Genomic DNA, 17,604 nt, shown 5'->3' on the forward strand with positions numbered 1-17,604 from the left:
AACGGGCCAACACAAAACTGTCAGGCCGTGAGCCGTTCGTGCTTGACGCCCCACCCTTCCACCTCACCCCCATACGGTGTCACCAACTGCTCGAAGGCCTCTTCAAAGTCGCCAATCCCGCCATGGGTGGCGTACATGACCTTGCTCAGTTCCAGGTGCCAGGCACCGTCGCCCAGCTCCTTCACCTGGGCATTGAGCGATTCCCCGCGAAACTGCCCGGCTGCACGACGGGCCCCTGCTTCGTCCGGGAATACGGCATAGAACTCGATGGGGTGGATCTGGGTGAAGTCGAAACCGCCTGCTTTCATCTGGCGCAGGACGTTGCTGCTGATATCGTCGTTCTGGCTGCTCATGAATCGTCCTCCTGAATAAAGCAATGGATAGACTTTCCGTGCACTACGCACCTGCCGGCAAAGGCCGTGCAGTTCGAGCTGATGCAAGACGCGAATTGTAGCGGCGCCAACCCGCAGAACAGGCAGGCCCTTCTCCAGCGTAGTGCCTGCCAAGGCACCACGCAAACGTGTGGTTCAGGGGACTTCGTGAATGCTGGTGATGGTCACACCACTATGCTCTTTGAGCCAGCGTGCGGTCGGGGAGATGATCCGGTCCTGGAAGTCGTTGAGGTCCAGCTCGTCCATCACCGGAAACAGGTGTGAGCGGATGGCCCGCGCAACGTCTTCCTCGCTGGGGCAATGCTCGGCATGCAACAGCAATGTGGACGGTTCGCCCTTCTGGTCGGCAAAAATGACTTCCCACTCTTTCATTGAACGGACCCTCTCAGTCAACGAACACCAGGTGTGTGATGCCTGAATAACTGACCTTGGGGCGGGGATAATGTTCAGTCCGGTGAAATTGTGCGGGGCCCATTCGCAGGCTTGCCCGCGCCCACAGGGCCAGCACAAGGTTCGAACCCTGTACAAGCCTGTGGGCGCGGGCAAGCCCGTGAATGGGCCGCAACGCGGCCCCGGTTTACTTCGGTGTGCCGTGCACCACGCCAGCGGTGTTATCCAGCAGGCTCTTGGTCGCCGTCTGGATATACGCTTCCAGCTTCTTGAGCATTTCCGGCTGGTCCGGGCTTTCGATCAGTTCGGCCTTGAACTCGCTGCCCAACTGGTAGCGGTACATCCGCGGGCTCATGTCTTTGGACTCGATCAGGATACGGTCACCCTGCACCAACCCGACAATCTGCTCGCTGCCCGACGGTTTGATCATGCCCACGCCCTGGTCACCCTCGGGCAGGTTGAGCAGGTCGCGCCCCCAGCACTGGTGGCGAGCCTTGCCACCCAGGCGGCCCATGATGGTCGGCACGATGTCGACCTGGGTACCCACAGTGTGGTTCACCGCACCGAACTTCTCCTGAATGCCCGGGGCAATCAGCAGCAGCGGCACGTTGAAGCGGCCCAGGTCCAGCTCGGTAACCTGCTGGTTGTTGCCAAAGCCATGGTCACCGACGATGACGAACAGGGTGTCCTTGAAGTAAGGCTCCTTACGCGCCTTCTCGAAGAACTGGCCCAGCGCCCAGTCCGAATAACGCATGGCGGTCAGGTGCTCGTCCAGACGGCCCTGGCCGGTCACTTTCTCTACCGGCAAGTCCTTCGGCAGGGCATACGGCGTGTGGTTGGACAGCGTCTGCAGCAGCGCGTAGATCGGCTTCTTGCCATCATGCTTGGCCAGCTCTTCGTTGCCGCGGTCGAACATGTCCTGGTCGGACACACCCCAGGTCGGGTCGGAGAACACCGGGTTGACGAAGTCATTACGGCCGATGAAGGTGGTCATCCCCTGGTTGCCGAAGAACCCGGACTGGTTGTCCCAGGCAAAGTCGCCGTTGTAGACGTACACGTCGTCGTAGTCACGGGCGCTGAGCAGGGCCGGCAGGCCCGACAGCTTATGGCCGCCTTCCGGGGTCTGCATCAGGTATTCGAAACCTGGCAGGTTGGGGAAGCAGGCCATGGTGGCGAACATGCCCTGGTGGGTATGGGTGCCGTTGGAGAAGAAGCGGTCGAACAGCAGGCCTTCTTTGGCCAGCTTGTCGAAGTACGGGGTGATGTTGTTGGGGCTGCCAAGCGCGCCTACCGAGTGGCCGGCGAAGCTTTCCATCAGGATCACCACCACGTTCTTGATCGGCAGGGTACGGTCAGCCGGCGGCACAAAGTCGCGGCGGATAGCGGCTTCGTCGGCGTCGACCAGCGTGTCGTGGGCGGTCAGCAGTTGCTCACGCACACTTTGCGTGGCCACGTCCTGCTCCAGGACTGGCTTCCAGATGTTGGCACGGTCCTCGCCAAAACGGCTCTTGGCAGCGTCGATCAGGGTCAGGGTGCCGTTCAGGCCCAGCTGGTTGACGAAGTTGGAGTCCGTGGTGAAGGCATCACCCCAGCGCATCGGCGGGCCCTGGCGCAGGGTGCCACGGGCAGCGACCACGGCCACCAGCAAGATCACCATGAATACCGCCAGGCGCTTGTACCACGGGGCAACGCGGTACAGGCCTTCGGCACGGGTGGCGCGATCGATACCTTTGAACAGCAGGCTCAGCAGCCAGGTCCCGAAGGCCCAGGCCAGCAGGTAGCGGACCACCGGGAAACCGTACCAGAGCATGCTCATGACGGTTTTCGGGTCTTCCTTGATGTATTGGAAAACCAGGCCGTTGAGGCGCTGGTGGAACTCGCGGTAGAAGTCCATTTCCATCAGGCCGAGGAACATCACCACGCTCGAAGCGAGGGTCAGCCAGAAACGGAACACGCCACGCCGGGCCATGGCCCAGGGGCTGAGGATGGCCAGCAGCAGCGGAATACTGATGTAAACCACCACCCGCAGGTCGAAGCGCAAGCCGTTGAGGAAGCCTTCGGCGACCGTCGAATAAGGGGTATCGCCGACCATGTCGTTGTTGTAGGCCAGCAGCGCCAGGCGCACGAGGCTGAGCATCAGCATGATCACCAGGCCGCTAAGCAGCGTATAGGCCAGGTGGGATTTCAAGGTCGGCGAAAATGACGTTCGCGCGCCCTGTTGCTTCAAGGCGTCCGTGTTAGCCATGAATGGGAAGGTCCTAGGATTGCGGTTTGCGAAGAGGCGATGGCGCTAGGCCAACGCAGCATTATGCGGGTGCGGATTCTGTTTAAACCAATGTGAAAATTTTGTCACGGCCCTATTACTGGCTATGTCAGTAACGCGCCTAGAGCCGCACATTTCCCCGCGGCCCGGCAATCGCCCAGATCACCAGCCCCACCACCGGCAACAAGGCAATCAACAAGATCCACAACACCTTGATGCCCACCTCGCTGCCACTCTTGATCACGTTGAGAATGGCCCAGATATCCAGCGCCAGAATGATCAGCCCGACCAGGCTGTTGAAGGTAGATCCCATGTCTGAATTCCTGTCCAGAGGCTTTGCTGCACAGCATAGTCAGCTATCGCAGCAATAGAAGGGAATCCTTGGCGGATGTCGCAGGTCCCTCGGTAGACTGACTGCATTCACTGATTCGAGGTTCGCATGCCACCCACCCACAGCCAAAGCGCCGCCCCCTCTTCACTGCTGCAGGCCTGGCGCCAGCAGGTTACCGATACCCCCTGGCTCAGCGCCGGCCTGGGGCTGAGCCTGCTGGCGGTGTGCGTGCTGCTGGCCGCCAGCCTCTGGAACGCGGTGAACGGCGACCATGCCGACAACCTGCACCTGGCCATGCTGGGCGGGTTGTCCGGCTTTGGGGCCACCGCACTGGGCGCCGTGCTGGCAGTGGTGCTGCGCGATGTCAACGCGCGCACCCAGGACGTGATGCTGGGCTTTGCTGCCGGCATGATGCTGGCCGCCAGCTCGTTTTCGCTGATTTTGCCGGGCCTGGAGGCTGCCCGCGAGATCACGGGCAACGGCCCGGCCGCTGCGTTTACCGTGGTGCTGGGCATGGGCCTGGGTGTGCTGCTGATGCTGGGCCTGGACCGCTTCACCCCGCATGAACACGAAAGCACCGGCCCGTGCGGCCCCGAAGCCGAGCGCATCAGCCGGGTGTGGCTGTTTGTGCTGGCGATTACCCTGCACAACCTGCCTGAAGGCATGGCGATTGGCGTGAGCTTTGCCAATGGCGACATGAACATCGGCCTGCCACTGACCAGTGCCATCGCCATTCAGGACATCCCCGAGGGGCTGGCCGTGGCGCTGGCCTTGCGCGCCACGGGGCTTTCCAACCTGAAGGCCGCGTTGGTGGCGATAGGGTCGGGCCTGATGGAGCCGCTAGGGGCGGTGATCGGGCTGGGGATTTCTACAGACTTTGCCCTCGCCTACCCGATCAGCATGGGGCTGGCGGCGGGGGCGATGATCTTTGTGGTCAGCCACGAGGTGATCCCCGAAACCCACCGCAACGGGCACCAGACAGCGGCGACCCTGGGGTTGATGGGTGGGTTTGCGGTGATGATGTTTCTCGACACTGCGCTGGGCTGAAGATTGATATTTCGTGAGCCGGCCTCTTCGCGGGCTCGCCCGCTCCCACAGGGATATCACAGGGCCTGATGCGGTGGAGTATCTGTGGGAGCGGCCTTGTGTCGCGAAAGGGCCGCGAAGCGGCCCCGGCATTATTTGCATCGACGCTGAAATCCCGGGGCTGCTGTGCAGCCCTTTCGCGACACAAGGCCACACACACGGATCGCGCCAGCTTTCAGAAATTGAGCAAGACAGTTGCTCCCGAAAGGACTGCGCCAGGCTTTAGATGTGTACGGCGACCTTCAGGGCTTCCAGCGCCGGCTCGACCTTGATGCCCAGCGCTGCCCCCAGTTCCATTACCCGCGCCAGGTCCTGCTGCCCCACCATGACCATCTGCAGTTCATCATCGAGCAACTGGCTGAAGTTGAGCAGCACATAACCCCCGGCCTCCTTGTTCAGCGCGCCCATCTGCACCTGGATACGGTTGAGCGCGGTCAGTGGCTCGGTACGGGCCAGCTGCTTGGGCTTGAGGGTAAACGGCACGCTGTTGTCGAACGAGTCGCTGATCTGCTGGAACAGCGCCTGGTAGCTGTCGGCCTGGAACACCACGGTATCCGGCAGGCTGCCCAGCACCACCCATTCGCCCAAAGGCATCGGGAAAGTGTCGTCGTAGTTGATGTCGGGGTTGGCGGCCAGGAAGGCGACAGGGTCGGCGTAGGCCTGGGCGGCCTCGTCGGCGATACGCTCGATATCTGCCTCACGCATGCAGCCGGCGCCAATGAGGCTGATGAATTCGAGCAACTGAGTTTTCATGAAAGGGGGCCTGCGACGGGTGAAAAGTCGCCAAGGATAGCCGCAAATGCCCCCAGGCGGTTAGCCGGCCAGCACTTGCAGGCGCGCGGCGGTGTCTGCTGCGCCCATGGTTTGCGCCGCCATCAGGGCGGTGATGCCGCGGGCGTCCTGGTGCGCCGGGTCGGCCCCCTGGGCCAGCAGATAGTCGAGGATTTCGCTGCGGTTGAACATCGCCGCCAACATCAGCGCGGTGCGACCGTCCTGCGCGGCGGCATCCACCGGCACGCCATGCTCCACCAGCAGGCGAATCATCGCCAGGTCCCCTTTGAATGCGGCACCGGCAATCGGCAGTTGGCCATTGTCGTTGGCAATCAGCGGATCGGCACCTTGCGCCAGCAGCACGCGCACCGCCTCGTGGTGGCCGTGGTAGCTGGCCAGCATCAGCAAGGTATCGCCCTTGTGATTACGCAGGTTGGCCGGCAGGCCGCTGGCAAGCAGGCGCCCGAGCATGTCGGCGTCGCCCTGGCGGGCACGTTCGAACACCTGCTCGGCGAACGCAGCGGTTTCGTCATCGGTCATGGTGGCGGGTGCGGCTTGGCTGGACATAGGGAACCTCCTGGCATAATTGATGGCCCAAGTGTTCGTCAGGCATGCCATTGCGGTCAAAGGTTCAGATTCTATGAGGCCGATAGGCAAACCCTGACCCGTGCAAAATGCACTGTGCAAAATGCACGACCGTGCAGCCTGCACGATGCCGCTTCTGCAAATCACCCATAACCGCCTGTATTTACTGGGTTTTTCGCCAAACAGGATTCTGGCACGGTCACTGCAACCATCAACTCATGTCTGCCACACAACAGCCAGGAGTTGATATGGACCTCATCCAGCAAAAGTTCGCATCGGTATTTTCGGCCTATCAGGTGAACACCAAAGCCCGGCCCGATGGCGGTGTACTGCTTACCCTGCGCGCAGCGGATGGCAAGGTCACCCGCCGGGTGCTGACCTATGGGCAATTGCACAGTGCCGAACAGCTGTCCTGGGCGATCAGTGCCATCCGTCGTGACCTGGCTGAAGAGGCCAGTGAATTGCCGGTCATCTCGATGCTGCAGAGCCAGCAGCGGTTTGCCTTGCCGACCTATCGTTGAGATTTGTGTCGCCTGACCTGGCCTCTTCGCGGGTGAACCCGCTCCTACATTGACTGCGTGATGCCTAAGGGCGGCGCAAACGCTGTAGGAGCGGGTTAACCCGCGAAGAGGCCGGCAATGCCATTACAGCTCGTCGATCCCAAGGAATGCCCGCGCCGTCACATCCCCGGTAAACCGCGCCTCCACACCCTGCTCGCTGCCATACAAGCGCAACGCCAGGCAAAACGGTGTATCACCCAACTCAACCCAGCGCCGCGTCCCGGCCGGCACCAGCAGCTGGTCACCCTTCTCGCACAGCACCGAGTACACCCAGTCCCCCAGCCGCAGGCCAACCTGCGCCCGCCCGCTGACCACGGCGAACAGCTCGTCGGCATCATGCACATGTTCATCACGCACATCGACCTGTGCCGGGTCTTCACCGTCGCGGTTGAGCAGCGCGAAGGCCTTGCTACCATGCACCGTCATCAACTCATCCAGATACACGCGGCAAACCTCCAGCACCTCGTCCTGGGCCGTGCCCGGGCGCACCCGCAGGCCAGGTTCGGCATGCACAAAGCGCACGCCCTGCTCGGCCAACGTAGCGGCGATGTCGTCGTGGTGAGTCAGCACCTTGTTCGGCAGTGCCGGGCTGGCGGGGTGGAAAACGCTGAGAATGCTCATCAGGGGCGGGTCCTGGTCGGTTGCGAACAAAGGGCAATGATAACGGCTGCGGCCAAGGCTGCGGCACTGGCCATACCAAAGGTGAAGGTGGGGCCCAGCAGCTTCCAGCTGTAGCCTGAGTACAGCGCCCCCAGCGCACCGCCGGTACCCGACAGCGCTGCGTAAAGCGCCTGGCCCTGGCCCTGCTGGCGGGCACCGAAGCTGGCCTGGACGAACGCGATGCTGGCGGCATGGAAGCAGCCGAAGGTGGCCGCGTGCAGCAACTGGGCGAAGATCAGTACTGCCGGCTCCTGGGCCAGGCTGCCCAGCAGCAGCCAGCGCAATGCCGCCAGCAGGAAGCTGACCAACAGCACGCGCTGCACGCTGAAACGGGCGAACAGGCGGCTCATGACCATGAACATCAGCACCTCGGCCACCACCCCAAGCGCCCATAACAGGCCGATGGCACCGCGCGTGTAGCCCAAGTGCTCCAGGTGCAGGGTAAGGAAGGTGTAGTACGGCCCGTGGCTGAGCTGCATCAGGGCCACGCACGCGTAGAACGCGATCACCCCCGGGGCACGCAACTGCTGCAGGAAGCCCTCCGTGCCGCTGCGCCCACCCTGTTCCACCGGCTGGGCATTGGGCACCCACAGGCTGGCGGCAACGATGCCGGCCATGATCGTGACCAGCGCCACCGGGTAGATGTCCAGGCTCAACCACTCGAACAAGCGGCCCAGGCCAACCACGGTGAGGATGAAACCGATCGAACCCCACAGACGTACCTGGCTGTAGCGCGACGTTTGCCCGTGCAGGTGGGCCAAGGTGATGACCTCGAACTGCGGCAGCACCGCATGCCAGAAGAACGCGTGCAGGGCCATCACCAGCGCCAGCCAGGCGTAGCTTTTGCCGAAGAAGATCAAGGCGAAGGTGGCCAGGGTGCACAGCGCGCCAAGGCGGACGATCAACAGGCGCTGGCCCGTGCGATCGCCCAGCCAGCCCCACAGGTTGGGGGCCACGCAGCGCATCAGCATGGGGATGGCCACCAGCTCGCCGATGCGCGCCGGGGAGAAGCCCAGGTGGTCGAAGTACAGCGCCAGGAACGGTGCGGTGGAGCCCAGCAGGGCGAAATAGAACAGGTAGAAGCTGGACAGGCGCCAGTAGGGGATGGGTTGCATGGGGTGGCCTTGTGGGGACCTGGGCCGGCCTCTTCGCGGGTGAACCCGCGCCTACGCGGATTTCACCCTGTCACTGCACCTGAGGGCAGTGATATCCCAATGTAGGCGCGGGTTTACCCGCGAAGAGGCCGGTGCAGGTGGATCAGCGCTGGCCCAGCACCGGGGTATTCACTTGCACATCGGCATTCTGCGCACGGTGGCGCAGCAGGTGGTCCATCAGCGCAATGGCCATCATCGCCTCGGCAATCGGCGTGGCACGGATACCCACGCACGGGTCATGGCGGCCCTTGGTGATGACGTCCACCGGGTTGCCATCGACATCGATCGAGCGGCCCGGGGTGGTGATGCTGGAAGTGGGCTTCAGCGCCAGGTGCGCAACGATCGGCTGACCGGAGGAAATACCGCCCAGAATGCCGCCTGCATTGTTGCTGAGGAAGCCTTCCGGGGTCAGCTCGTCCCGGTGCTCGGTGCCGCGCTGAGCCACACTGGCGAAGCCGGCGCCGATTTCCACGCCCTTGACCGCGTTGATGCTCATCAGCGCATGGGCCAGCTCTGCATCCAGGCGGTCGAAGATCGGCTCGCCCAGCCCGGGCATCACGCCTTCTGCGACCACGGTGATCTTGGCGCCCACCGAATCCTGATCTCGGCGCAGCTGGTCCATGTAGGCCTCCAGCTCAGGTACTTTGTCCGGATCAGGGCTGAAGAAGGCGTTCTGCTCCACCGACTCCCAGGTCTTGAACGGGATTTCGATCGGGCCCAGCTGGCTCATGTAGCCACGCACGGTGATGCCCTGGGTGGCCAGGAACTTCTTGGCGATAGCGCCGGCGGCCACGCGCATGGCGGTTTCGCGGGCCGAGCTGCGGCCGCCGCCGCGGTAGTCGCGGATACCGTACTTGTGGTGGTAGGTGTAGTCGGCGTGGGCCGGGCGGAACAGGTCCTTGATGGCCGAGTAGTCCTTGGACTTCTGGTCGGTGTTGCGGATCAGCAGGCCGATCGAGCAGCCGGTGGTGCGGCCTTCGAACACGCCGGAAAGGATTTCTACCTCGTCGGCTTCCTGGCGCTGGGTGGTGTGCCGGCTGGTGCCGGGCTTGCGCCGGTCAAGGTCGTGCTGCAGGTCGGCGAGGGAAATTTCCAGGCCCGGAGGGCATCCATCGACAATGGCGACCAACGCCGGGCCATGGCTCTCGCCAGCGGTGGTGACAGTGAACAGCTTGCCGTAGGTATTGCCGGACATGGACGCTCCGCGAGTTCTGCCTGAAATGGACGAAAGCAGCAGTATACAGATGGTTGGCTCGACTGTGCTGGCCTCTTCGCGGGTAAACCCGCTCCTACACGGTCACCACCAGATTCCAATGGTGTGCAGCCCCCCCCGTAGGAGCGGGTTCACCCGCGAAGAGGCCGAACCTGCCATGCACACCCGAGAACCTTCCTGCAAACATTGGGTCAAACCCACATCTCCCCATGTAGTACCGCATGATGTCGCGCCTCGTCGCCTTGCTCTTCCTGCTGTGCACCGGCCTGGCCCAGGCCGCCGCCCCCACTGTACTGCAACGCCCGATCGACCTGGACACCGGCCAGGGCGTGCTGCACGGCAGCCTGCTGCTGCCACAACAGGCCACCCCGCCGCCAGTGGTGCTGATCATCGCCGGCTCCGGCCCCACCGACCGCGACGGCAACAACCCGGCGTCGGGCCGGGTCGACAACCTGAAGCGCCTGGCCCTGCTGCTGGCCAACGAACACATTGCCAGCGTGCGTTACGACAAACGCGGGGTGGCCGCCAGCCAGCCGGCCACGCCTGACGAGCGTGACCTCAGCGTGGAGCGCTACGTGGCCGATGTGGTCGCCTGGAGCCGCAAGCTCAAAGCCGACCCGCGCTTCGGCCCGCTGATCCTGATTGGCCACAGCGAAGGCGCACTGATTGCCAGCCTGGCCGCCGAGCAGGCTGGCGCCAGCGCAGTCATCACCCTGGCCGGCAGCGGCCGGCCGCTGGCCGAGGTGCTGCACGAACAACTGGCCCAGCGCCTGCCGCCCGCGCAACTGGCCGGTGGCAGTGCCCTGCTCGACCGCCTGCAGGCCGGGCAGACCAGCCTGGATGTGCCAGCGCCGTTGCGCCAGGTGTTTCGCCCCAGCGTGCAGCCGTACCTGATTTCGCTGTTCCAGCAAAACCCGGCAGCCGCCTTTGCCCGCCTGCCGATGCCCGCGCTGATCGTGCAGGGGCGCAACGACGTGCAGGTGGACGTGGCCGACGCCCAACGGCTGAAAGCGGCCAAGCCAGATGCACAACTGGTCCTGATCGATGGCATGAACCACATGCTGCGCATCAGCCCCAAGGGCATGAGCCAGCAGCGCGACAGCTACCTCAACCCCGAGCTGCCGCTGGCGCGTGAGCTGGGCGAGCGAATTGTGACGTTCATCCAGCATTTGCCTTCGGCGTAAGTCAAACAGGCTCAGGTCTCAGCCATGCCTGCCGATAAAGCAGGCATAGCTGAGGACAAGCCCTGATGACCACCTCCCCCACCGCCGTCGAGCCGGCCGAAGAACCCCAGGAAATCCCCGCCCTGCCCTGGGCCGAGCTGACCGCCGAACATTTCCAGCTGCTGCGCCTGGCAGCACTGCCTACCGACCGCAGCACCGGCGCGCGGCCGCTGCGTTTTGTGCAGTTCGGCTATGCCGAGCGCCATGACAAGGCACACAGCCTGCTGCGCATGGAAATCCAGCTGCCTGGGCAGAAAGTGCACAAAGAGCAGAACCGCCTGGACATCCGCGTCGACCATGCCGAGCGCCTGGTGCGTATTGGCAATGAACATGGCCTGCAACTGGAACCTGTGAACCGTGGCATCGGCCGTTTCATGCTGGCCCAGGCCGCGCAGTGGTTGCAGCGCAGGTGGTCGCACTACCGGGTTGAAGGCATGGCGCTGCCGAGCAAGGATGCCCTGAACGAGGACTCACGCCTGCGCCGTGACCACTGCTTGCGCGGGGTGGGTATCGAGGTGCAGTACGAGGACAGCCAGCACCTGAAGGGCCGTACCGCGGATATGACGGTGGGCCAGCTCAAGGCCGCCTGGAGCAACGAGCGCCTGCAGCGGGTGGAGATTCTGGATGCCGCCAACCTGCTGCAGCAGGCGGACCAGCAACTGCAGGAAAAGGAAGGGCAACTGCGCGAGCGGGATGAGCGCGTGGCCAAATACCAGCGCGAAGACGGCGGATTGCGTTTCACCATTACCTGCCTGGTGGCGTTTGCCGTGTTCCAGGCAGGGCTGTTGATCTGGATTGCAACCCGCTAAGACCGCATCTGCCGGTGGAGATTGGGGCCGCTTCGCGGCCCATCGCGACACAAGGCCGCTCCCACAGATTGATCAGCACCTTGTGGGAGCGGCCTTGTGTCGCGATGGGCTGCAAAGCAGCCCCAAATAGCCTAAACGCGGGCCTTGAACAATTCCTGATGCTGGCGGCACTGCTCGGCGGTGAGCATGAACACCCCGTGCCCGCCACGCTCGAATTCCAGCCAGGCAAAGTCCACCTCTGGGTACAACGCCTCGACATGCACCTGGCTGTTGCCCACTTCGACAATCAGCAAACCCTTCTCGGTCAGGTGGTCAGCCGCTTCGGCCAGCATCCGCCGTACCAGGTCCAGGCCGTCGCTGCCGCAGGCCAGGCCCAGCTCGGGCTCATGGTGGTACTCGGCCGGCATGTCGTCGAAGTCTTCGGCATCGACATACGGCGGGTTGGACAGGATCAGGTCGAAACGCTGCCCCGGCAAACCGCCAAAGCCATCGCCCTGCACGGTGTACACGCGCCCGTCCAGGCCATGGCGCTCGATGTTCTGGTTGGCCACTTCAAGGGCCTGGAACGACAGGTCGGCCAACACCACCTCGGCCTCGGGGAACACGTCAGCGGCGACGATGCCGATGCAACCCGACCCCGTGCACAGGTCCAGAATGCGCGCCGGCTCGCTGGCCAGCCACGGCTCAAAACGTTTTTCGATCAGCTGGCCAATGGGCGAACGCGGCACCAGCACCCGCTCGTCGACAATGAACGACATGCCGCAGAACCAGGCCTCGCCCAGCAGGTAGGCGGCCGGTACACGCTCTTCGATACGGCGCTTGAGCAGGTGCTGAAGGCGTACTCGCTCGTCGTCCTCGAGCATGCAGTCCAGGTAGCTGTCGGCTACCTCCCATGGCAGGTGCACCGCACCCAGCACCAGCAGGCGGGCTTCGTCCCAGGCGTTGTCGGCACCGTGACCGAAGAACAGGTCATGCTCGTGGAAGCGGCTGACCGCCCAGCGGATGTAGTCGCGCAGCGTGCGCAGACGGGATGTGATCACGGGGTACTCCTATTTTCAGACCGGACAAAAGTCTAACAGCCCCACCCGCACATTTGTTCCTTTGCCTTGCCCAAAGGCTAGCCACAGGCCAGTAACCATGCCGCTTGCGTTGTCAACCATTCCCATTGGCGCCAAGGCAGGGGAGAATAGGTATACAAAAGCCCTATCCAAGGAGCCCTTGATGTCCGTTCCAACCACGATGTTTCGCCTCACTGGCCGCGACTATCCGCCGGCCAAGCTGAGCCACGCCAGCCTGATCATCATCGATGCACAAAAGGAGTACCTCAGTGGTCCCCTGAAGCTGTCAGGCATGGACGAGGCCGTGGCCAACATCGCCAGGTTGCTCGACGCCGCCCGTAAAAGCGGCCGTCCGATCATCCATGTTCGCCACCTGGGCACTGTTGGTGGCCGCTTCGACCCCCAGGGGCCGGCTGGCCAGTTCATTCCGGGGCTGGAGCCGCTGGAAGGTGAAATCGTCATCGAAAAACGCATGCCCAACGCGTTTAAGAACACCAAGCTGCACGAAACTTTGCAGGAGCTGGGCCACCTGGACCTGATCGTCTGTGGTTTCATGAGCCATTCCAGCGTCAGCACCACCGTTCGCCGCGCCAAGGACTATGGTTATCGGTGCACCCTGGTAGAAGACGCGTCGGCCACCCGCGACCTGGCATTCAAGGACGGCGTCATTCCGGCCGCGCAGATTCACCAGTGCGAAATGGCCGTGATGGCTGACAACTTCGCTTGCGTCGCACCCACCGCGAGCCTGATCTGAGCGGCTTGCAGGACCGCCCGGCAGCCGGGCGGAACCCGATGGGCAGCAGCAGGTCGAATTCCGGATATCCACCGAGGAGAGCGGAATGAAGCTTAAAGGCAGTTTCGACGCCAAGCGCCTGCGCCCGCGCGAGCCGCGTAACTGGGGCGCCCGCCTGGCGGCCGGTCTGTCGGCCCTGCTGGCGACGCTGGGCGTATTGCTGGCCATGGCCGGCGTCGCCGGCCTGCTGGGCAACTACCCTGCCCTGCAGGAACTCAACGCCAACAAACCGTTGTCCAGCATCCTCACCGTGGCTGGCTTGCTGTTGCTGTGGCTGGGTGTGCGCTTCTGGCGGCGCAGCCGTATCCGCTTGCGCCGCGGGCGGGAGCTTAACCTGTCGCCGCACCTGATGAAGAAGCACGATTGATGGTTTTGCGTAACCTGTGCGGGCCTCTTCGCGGGTAAACCCGCTCCTACAGGTACCCCGCCGCCTTCAGGCTCTGTGACATCCCCGTAGGAGCGGGTTTACCCGCGAAGAGGCCCGCACAGGCTGCACACGGCCCCACAGTCGCGTAAACTACGTCGCCTACGTGGAGGCATCATGCAAGACGACGATTTTTCCCTGTTCAAGGCCGAAGTGCGCGGCGTAAAGCCGATCAGCCACGACCGTGCCGACGTCGGCAAGCCCAAGGCCGACCGCCAGAAGCTGGCCGGCCTGCGCCAGGCGGCGACCGTGCGCAGTGACAAGGCCTTGGTCATCGATGGCATGTCCGACCAGTTCGTCATCGACGTAGGCGCCGAAGACGAGCTGATGTGGCGCCGCGATGGCGTACAGGAAGGCCAACTGCGCAAGCTGAAGCTGGGGCAGATTCCATTCGAGGGCAGCCTCGACCTGCACGGCATGACGGTGGAAAAGGCCCGCGAAACCTTGTGGGACTTCATCGCCGAAGCCACCAAACTGGAGGTGCGCTGCGTGCGAGTGACCCACGGCAAGGCCGCGCGCCTGGACGGCAAGCGCCCGATGATCAAGAGCCACGTCAACACCTGGCTGCGCCAGCACCCGCAAGTGCTCGGTTTTGCCTCGTGCAGTGCCCGCCACGGCGGCACCGGCGCGGTGTATGTGATGCTGAAGCGAACCATGCTCGAAGGCCGCGACGAGTAACGCCGCGCTTGCAGCGCCGCCCTCACCGCCGTACCCTTCGTTTTTGCGATTTTTTCCCACAGGTAGATCCATGTCCCTGGAACAGAACTACACCGAGATCCTCAGCCAGATTGGCGAGGACGTCTCCCGTGAGGGCCTGCTCGACACGCCCAAGCGGGCTGCAAAGGCGATGAAGTACCTTTGCCGCGGTTATGAGCAAACACTGGAAGAAGTCACCAACAACGCTTTGTTCAGCTCTGACAACAGCGAAATGGTGCTGGTCCGGGACATCGAGCTGTATTCGATGTGCGAACACCACATGCTGCCGTTCATTGGCAAGGCACACGTTGCCTACCTGCCGAAGGGCAAGGTACTGGGCCTGTCCAAGGTGGCACGTATCGTCGACATGTACGCCCGCCGCCTGCAGATCCAGGAAAACCTCAGCCGCCAAATCGCCGAAGCCGTGCAGCAGGTAACCGGTGCCGCGGGTGTGGCCGTGGTGGTCGAAGCCAAGCACATGTGCATGATGATGCGCGGTGTCGAGAAGCAGAATTCGACCATGATCACCTCGGTGATGCTGGGTGAGTTCCGCGATAACGCCGCCACCCGTAGCGAGTTCCTCAGCCTGATCAAGTGATTGGTTGCTGACCCCAAGCCGACCCTTCAGGGTCGGCTTTTGCATTTCAGGAGTTGCCCATGATCGTCAAAGCCCTGCGGGTTGGCCTCGGCCAGCTCATTGTGTTCGGTGACTGGATCAGCCGCCCGGCCAAGCGCAAGCGCGACGCGGCCGCCCAGGCCCGCATCGAGCAAGCGGCCAAGGGGCTGGCGCTGTACCAGTTCCACGCCTGCCCGTTCTGCGTCAAAACCCGCCGCACCCTGCACCGTTTGAACGTGCCGGTGGCGCTGCGCGACGCCAAGAACGACCCGGTGCACCGCCAGGCCCTGCAAGAAGGTGGCGGCCGAGTGAAAGTGCCATGCCTGCGCATTGAAGAAGCCGGCAAGGTGACTTGGATGTATGAGTCCAAGGCGATCATCGCTTACCTGGATGAGCGGTTTGCCACCATCTGACTGACGCTGCAGATCCCTTGTGGGAGCGGGCGAGCCCGCGAAGCAGGCATCGCGGTGGTTGGCACGGGCTGCGCCCGTGTTCGCGGGCACGCCCGCGAACACAAGGGTTGCGCAAGCGCCTGGAAAACAGGTCGGCTTTCAACCCACCATCGGCACATGCCGCGGGTGGCTGCTGACCCGCTCCAGCCAGGCCCTTACCGCCGGGTACTCTGCCAGGTCGAACCCGCCCTGCTGCGCCACATGGGTGTAGGCATACAACGCCACATCGGCAATCGAGTAGTGCTCACCCACCAGGTAAGGCGTCATCTGCAACTGTCGCTCCATCACCTTCAGCGCCTTGTAGCCGCCCTTGTGCAATTTGCGGTACTCGTCCAGGCGCTCGTCCGGCAGCCCCAGGTAGAACTGGATGAACCGCGCCACGGCAATGTACGGCTCATGGCTGTACTGCTCGAAAAACTGCCACTGCAGCACCTGGGTACGCAGGCGCGGCTCGCTGGGCAGGAACTCGCTGCCATCGGCCAGGAAGTTGAGAATGGCGTTGGACTCCCACAGGTAGCTACCGTCTTCCAGTTCCAGCACCGGTACCTTGCCGTTAGGGTTCATCGCCAGAAACTCGGGCGTTTCGGTCTCGCCCTTGAGGATGTCCACCGGGTGCCATTCATAGGGCCGGCCCAGCAGGCTCAACATGAGCTTGACCTTGTAACAGTTACCCGACTGGTAGTCGCCATAGACCTTGTACATCGACCCTCCCTGCAAAGCAGTTTCGCAATTGCGCCCAATATTTGGCGACTGTACGGCTAAAAGCAATGGCCGCTGTATGGCAAGGATCAACCTTGCTCGCTGTAGTCTGAAAAAACTGCTTACACCTTTACAAGGATTTTATTCATGACCGATGCCACTTCCGCACGCCTGCGGCCCCTGGCAGACTCCTCCCCCTCGGCGGTGGTCGCCGGCTTCATTGCCATGCTCACCGGCTATACCAGTTCGCTGGTGCTGATGTTTCAGGCCGGCCAGGCGGCCGGGCTGACCACCGCGCAGATCTCGTCATGGATCTGGGCGCTGTCGATCGGCATGGCGGTATGCAGTATCGGCCTGTCGCTACGCTACCGCACACCGGTCACCGTCGCCTGGTCCACCCCCGGCGCGGCGCTGCTGATCACCAGCCTGGGTGGGGTCAGCTATGGCGAAGCCATTGGCGCCTACATTACCTGCGCCTTGCTGGTGCTGGTGTGCGGCCTGACCGGCAGCTTCGAGCGCCTGGTCAAACGCATCCCGGCCTCGCTGGCCTCGGCGCTGCTGGCGGGCATCCTGTTCAAGATCGGCAGCGAAATCTTCGTGGCCGCCCAGCACCGCACGTTGCTGGTGCTGGGCATGTTCTTCAGCTATCTGCTGGTCAAGCGCCTGTCGCCGCGTTATTGCGTGCTGGCCGCGCTGTTGGTGGGCACGGCATTGTCCGGCGCGTTGGGCCTGCTGGACTTCAGCGGCTTCCACCTGGAAGTGGCCAAGCCGGTGTGGACCACACCAAGCTTCTCGCTGGCGGCAACCATCAGTATCGGCATTCCGCTGTTCGTGGTGGCCATGACCTCGCAGAACATGCCCGGCGTAGCCGTCCTGCGTGCCGACGGCTACCAGATACCGGCCTCGCCGCTGATTTCGGCCACCGGCTTTGCCTCGCTGCTGCTGGCGCCGTTCGGCTCGCATGGGGTCAACCTGGCGGCGATCAGCGCGGCGATCTGCACCGGGCCGCATGCCCATGAAGACCCGGCCAAACGCTACACCGCGGCGGTGTGGTGCGGGATTTTCTACGGCATTGCCGGGGTGTTCGGCGCCACCTTGGCGGCACTGTTCGCGGCATTGCCGAAAGAACTGGTGCTGTCGATTGCGGCACTGGCCCTGTTTGGTTCGATCATGAACGGTTTGACCGTGGCCATGAGCGAGGCGCGTGAGCGGGAGGCAGCGGTGATCACCTTTATGGTGACCGCTTCGGGGCTGACCTTGTTCTCGATTGGTTCGGCGTTCTGGGGGATTGTGGCGGGGGTGTTGGCCTTGGTGATTCTTAACCCGCGCAGGGGGTGAGGGTTGTTGTTGCCTGGGGTGGCCTCTTCGCGGGTAAACCCGCTCCTACGACGGGAAATCACACAACCCGCGAATGGGCCGGCACAGGCAA

At 63.2% G+C, this 17,604-nt stretch carries 21 protein-coding genes; 10 read left to right on the plus strand and 11 right to left on the minus strand.

Annotation, left to right across the window (positions count from 1 at the left end; all coding sequences use genetic code 11):
• Window positions 1-20: 20 nt before the first annotated feature.
• The 4 genes from BJQ17_RS24340 to BJQ17_RS24355 form a co-directional block, all read right to left on the minus strand.
• On the minus strand, window positions 21-353 hold the full coding sequence (locus BJQ17_RS24340) for a ribonuclease E inhibitor RraB (RefSeq protein WP_003252824.1): 333 nt from the start codon (window positions 351-353) through the stop codon (window positions 21-23).
• 174 nt (window positions 354-527) lie between these two features.
• The gene (locus BJQ17_RS24345; RefSeq protein ID WP_003252823.1) at window positions 528-764 is read right to left on the minus strand and encodes a hypothetical protein; all 237 of its coding nucleotides are present in this window, start codon (window positions 762-764) and stop codon (window positions 528-530) included.
• A gap of 205 nt (window positions 765-969) precedes the next feature.
• Entirely contained in the window at window positions 970-3,027 is a 2,058-nt protein-coding gene (locus BJQ17_RS24350) for an LTA synthase family protein (RefSeq protein WP_004577084.1), read from the minus strand.
• Window positions 3,028-3,166: 139 nt separating this feature from the next.
• Entirely contained in the window at window positions 3,167-3,358 is a 192-nt protein-coding gene (locus tag BJQ17_RS24355; protein WP_003252818.1) for a PLDc N-terminal domain-containing protein, read from the minus strand.
• A 126-nt stretch (window positions 3,359-3,484) separates the two neighbouring features.
• Here BJQ17_RS24355 and BJQ17_RS24360 point away from each other — a divergent pair, with 126 nt between their 5' ends.
• Entirely contained in the window at window positions 3,485-4,423 is a 939-nt protein-coding gene (locus tag BJQ17_RS24360; RefSeq protein ID WP_070096774.1) for a ZIP family metal transporter, read from the plus strand.
• 261 nt (window positions 4,424-4,684) lie between these two features.
• Here the strand turns inward: BJQ17_RS24360 and BJQ17_RS24365 are convergent, their stop codons facing one another.
• Together BJQ17_RS24365 and BJQ17_RS24370 are read right to left on the minus strand one after the other, a co-directional pair.
• Window positions 4,685-5,215, minus strand: coding sequence for a hypothetical protein (locus BJQ17_RS24365; RefSeq protein ID WP_004577082.1), 531 nt, complete (start codon window positions 5,213-5,215; stop codon window positions 4,685-4,687).
• A 60-nt stretch (window positions 5,216-5,275) separates the two neighbouring features.
• A complete protein-coding gene (locus BJQ17_RS24370; protein WP_003252811.1) occupies window positions 5,276-5,800 on the minus strand; it encodes an ankyrin repeat domain-containing protein in 525 nt (174 codons plus the stop codon).
• Between the two features lie 266 nt (window positions 5,801-6,066).
• On the opposite strand from BJQ17_RS24370, the gene BJQ17_RS24375 reads away from it, so the two are divergent.
• Window positions 6,067-6,339, plus strand: a complete 273-nt coding sequence (locus BJQ17_RS24375; RefSeq protein WP_003252809.1) for a DUF3509 domain-containing protein — start codon at window positions 6,067-6,069, stop codon at window positions 6,337-6,339.
• Window positions 6,340-6,462: 123 nt separating this feature from the next.
• Here BJQ17_RS24375 and BJQ17_RS24380 read toward each other — a convergent pair whose 3' ends face one another.
• The 3 genes from BJQ17_RS24380 to aroC form a co-directional block, all read right to left on the minus strand.
• Window positions 6,463-6,999 carry an oxidase gene (locus BJQ17_RS24380; RefSeq protein ID WP_070096775.1) on the minus strand — a complete coding sequence of 179 codons (537 nt, stop codon included), beginning with the start codon at window positions 6,997-6,999 and terminating at the stop codon, window positions 6,463-6,465.
• Entirely contained in the window at window positions 6,999-8,153 is a 1,155-nt protein-coding gene (locus BJQ17_RS24385) for an MFS transporter (RefSeq protein WP_070096776.1), read from the minus strand. Before BJQ17_RS24385 ends, BJQ17_RS24380 begins: the two co-directional genes overlap by 1 nt.
• A gap of 142 nt (window positions 8,154-8,295) precedes the next feature.
• Complete coding sequence (aroC, locus tag BJQ17_RS24390; protein ID WP_003252803.1) at window positions 8,296-9,387, minus strand: chorismate synthase; 1,092 nt, start codon at window positions 9,385-9,387, stop codon at window positions 8,296-8,298.
• A gap of 239 nt (window positions 9,388-9,626) precedes the next feature.
• Between aroC and BJQ17_RS24395 the strand changes: the two genes are divergently transcribed.
• The gene (locus tag BJQ17_RS24395; protein WP_003252801.1) at window positions 9,627-10,589 is read left to right on the plus strand and encodes an alpha/beta hydrolase; all 963 of its coding nucleotides are present in this window, start codon (window positions 9,627-9,629) and stop codon (window positions 10,587-10,589) included.
• Between the two features lie 65 nt (window positions 10,590-10,654).
• Window positions 10,655-11,437: a hypothetical protein gene (locus BJQ17_RS24400; protein WP_003252799.1), complete on the plus strand. Its 783-nt coding sequence runs from the start codon at window positions 10,655-10,657 to the stop codon at window positions 11,435-11,437.
• Window positions 11,438-11,568: 131 nt separating this feature from the next.
• Here the strand turns inward: BJQ17_RS24400 and prmB are convergent, their stop codons facing one another.
• Complete coding sequence (gene prmB, locus BJQ17_RS24405) at window positions 11,569-12,477, minus strand: 50S ribosomal protein L3 N(5)-glutamine methyltransferase (protein ID WP_003252797.1); 909 nt, start codon at window positions 12,475-12,477, stop codon at window positions 11,569-11,571.
• Window positions 12,478-12,658: 181 nt separating this feature from the next.
• Here prmB and BJQ17_RS24410 point away from each other — a divergent pair, with 181 nt between their 5' ends.
• The 5 genes from BJQ17_RS24410 to BJQ17_RS24430 all read left to right on the plus strand — a co-directional run bounded on the left by BJQ17_RS24410 (window position 12,659) and on the right by BJQ17_RS24430 (window position 15,437).
• Window positions 12,659-13,249 carry a cysteine hydrolase family protein gene (locus tag BJQ17_RS24410; protein ID WP_003252796.1) on the plus strand — a complete coding sequence of 197 codons (591 nt, stop codon included), beginning with the start codon at window positions 12,659-12,661 and terminating at the stop codon, window positions 13,247-13,249.
• Between the two features lie 85 nt (window positions 13,250-13,334).
• Complete coding sequence (locus BJQ17_RS24415; protein WP_004577080.1) at window positions 13,335-13,655, plus strand: hypothetical protein; 321 nt, start codon at window positions 13,335-13,337, stop codon at window positions 13,653-13,655.
• A 174-nt stretch (window positions 13,656-13,829) separates the two neighbouring features.
• Window positions 13,830-14,390 carry a Smr/MutS family protein gene (locus tag BJQ17_RS24420; RefSeq protein ID WP_003252791.1) on the plus strand — a complete coding sequence of 187 codons (561 nt, stop codon included), beginning with the start codon at window positions 13,830-13,832 and terminating at the stop codon, window positions 14,388-14,390.
• Between the two features lie 70 nt (window positions 14,391-14,460).
• Complete coding sequence (gene folE / locus BJQ17_RS24425) at window positions 14,461-15,006, plus strand: GTP cyclohydrolase I FolE (RefSeq protein ID WP_003252789.1); 546 nt, start codon at window positions 14,461-14,463, stop codon at window positions 15,004-15,006.
• 59 nt (window positions 15,007-15,065) lie between these two features.
• Complete coding sequence (locus BJQ17_RS24430; RefSeq protein ID WP_003252787.1) at window positions 15,066-15,437, plus strand: glutaredoxin; 372 nt, start codon at window positions 15,066-15,068, stop codon at window positions 15,435-15,437.
• Window positions 15,438-15,575: 138 nt separating this feature from the next.
• Here BJQ17_RS24430 and BJQ17_RS24435 read toward each other — a convergent pair whose 3' ends face one another.
• The gene (locus BJQ17_RS24435) at window positions 15,576-16,178 is read right to left on the minus strand and encodes a glutathione S-transferase family protein (protein WP_003252786.1); all 603 of its coding nucleotides are present in this window, start codon (window positions 16,176-16,178) and stop codon (window positions 15,576-15,578) included.
• Window positions 16,179-16,322: 144 nt separating this feature from the next.
• Between BJQ17_RS24435 and BJQ17_RS24440 the strand changes: the two genes are divergently transcribed.
• The gene (locus BJQ17_RS24440) at window positions 16,323-17,513 is read left to right on the plus strand and encodes a benzoate/H(+) symporter BenE family transporter (protein WP_070096777.1); all 1,191 of its coding nucleotides are present in this window, start codon (window positions 16,323-16,325) and stop codon (window positions 17,511-17,513) included.
• Window positions 17,514-17,604: the final 91 nt, after the last annotated feature.

Origin of the sequence: Pseudomonas sp. NBRC 111139 (assembly GCF_001753955.1) — a bacterium.
Lineage (GTDB): Bacteria > Pseudomonadota > Gammaproteobacteria > Pseudomonadales > Pseudomonadaceae > Aquipseudomonas > Aquipseudomonas alloputida.

Coding starts and splice junctions, on each gene's coding strand:
- BJQ17_RS24395 (WP_003252801.1), top strand. CDS start 9,627: ATGATGTCGCGCCTCGTCGCCTTGCTCTTCCTGCTGTGCACCGGCCTG.
- BJQ17_RS24415 (WP_004577080.1), top strand. CDS start 13,335: ATGAAGCTTAAAGGCAGTTTCGACGCCAAGCGCCTGCGCCCGCGCGAG.
- BJQ17_RS24340 (WP_003252824.1), bottom strand. CDS start 353: ATGAGCAGCCAGAACGACGATATCAGCAGCAACGTCCTGCGCCAGATG.
- folE (WP_003252789.1), top strand. CDS start 14,461: ATGTCCCTGGAACAGAACTACACCGAGATCCTCAGCCAGATTGGCGAG.
- BJQ17_RS24360 (WP_070096774.1), top strand. CDS start 3,485: ATGCCACCCACCCACAGCCAAAGCGCCGCCCCCTCTTCACTGCTGCAG.
- BJQ17_RS24385 (WP_070096776.1), bottom strand. CDS start 8,153: ATGCAACCCATCCCCTACTGGCGCCTGTCCAGCTTCTACCTGTTCTAT.
- BJQ17_RS24435 (WP_003252786.1), bottom strand. CDS start 16,178: ATGTACAAGGTCTATGGCGACTACCAGTCGGGTAACTGTTACAAGGTC.
- BJQ17_RS24345 (WP_003252823.1), bottom strand. CDS start 764: ATGAAAGAGTGGGAAGTCATTTTTGCCGACCAGAAGGGCGAACCGTCC.
- BJQ17_RS24430 (WP_003252787.1), top strand. CDS start 15,066: ATGATCGTCAAAGCCCTGCGGGTTGGCCTCGGCCAGCTCATTGTGTTC.
- BJQ17_RS24355 (WP_003252818.1), bottom strand. CDS start 3,358: ATGGGATCTACCTTCAACAGCCTGGTCGGGCTGATCATTCTGGCGCTG.
- BJQ17_RS24370 (WP_003252811.1), bottom strand. CDS start 5,800: ATGTCCAGCCAAGCCGCACCCGCCACCATGACCGATGACGAAACCGCT.
- BJQ17_RS24350 (WP_004577084.1), bottom strand. CDS start 3,027: ATGGCTAACACGGACGCCTTGAAGCAACAGGGCGCGCGAACGTCATTT.
- BJQ17_RS24375 (WP_003252809.1), top strand. CDS start 6,067: ATGGACCTCATCCAGCAAAAGTTCGCATCGGTATTTTCGGCCTATCAG.
- BJQ17_RS24380 (WP_070096775.1), bottom strand. CDS start 6,999: ATGAGCATTCTCAGCGTTTTCCACCCCGCCAGCCCGGCACTGCCGAAC.
- aroC (WP_003252803.1), bottom strand. CDS start 9,387: ATGTCCGGCAATACCTACGGCAAGCTGTTCACTGTCACCACCGCTGGC.
- BJQ17_RS24410 (WP_003252796.1), top strand. CDS start 12,659: ATGTCCGTTCCAACCACGATGTTTCGCCTCACTGGCCGCGACTATCCG.
- BJQ17_RS24420 (WP_003252791.1), top strand. CDS start 13,830: ATGCAAGACGACGATTTTTCCCTGTTCAAGGCCGAAGTGCGCGGCGTA.
- BJQ17_RS24400 (WP_003252799.1), top strand. CDS start 10,655: ATGACCACCTCCCCCACCGCCGTCGAGCCGGCCGAAGAACCCCAGGAA.
- BJQ17_RS24440 (WP_070096777.1), top strand. CDS start 16,323: ATGACCGATGCCACTTCCGCACGCCTGCGGCCCCTGGCAGACTCCTCC.
- BJQ17_RS24365 (WP_004577082.1), bottom strand. CDS start 5,215: ATGAAAACTCAGTTGCTCGAATTCATCAGCCTCATTGGCGCCGGCTGC.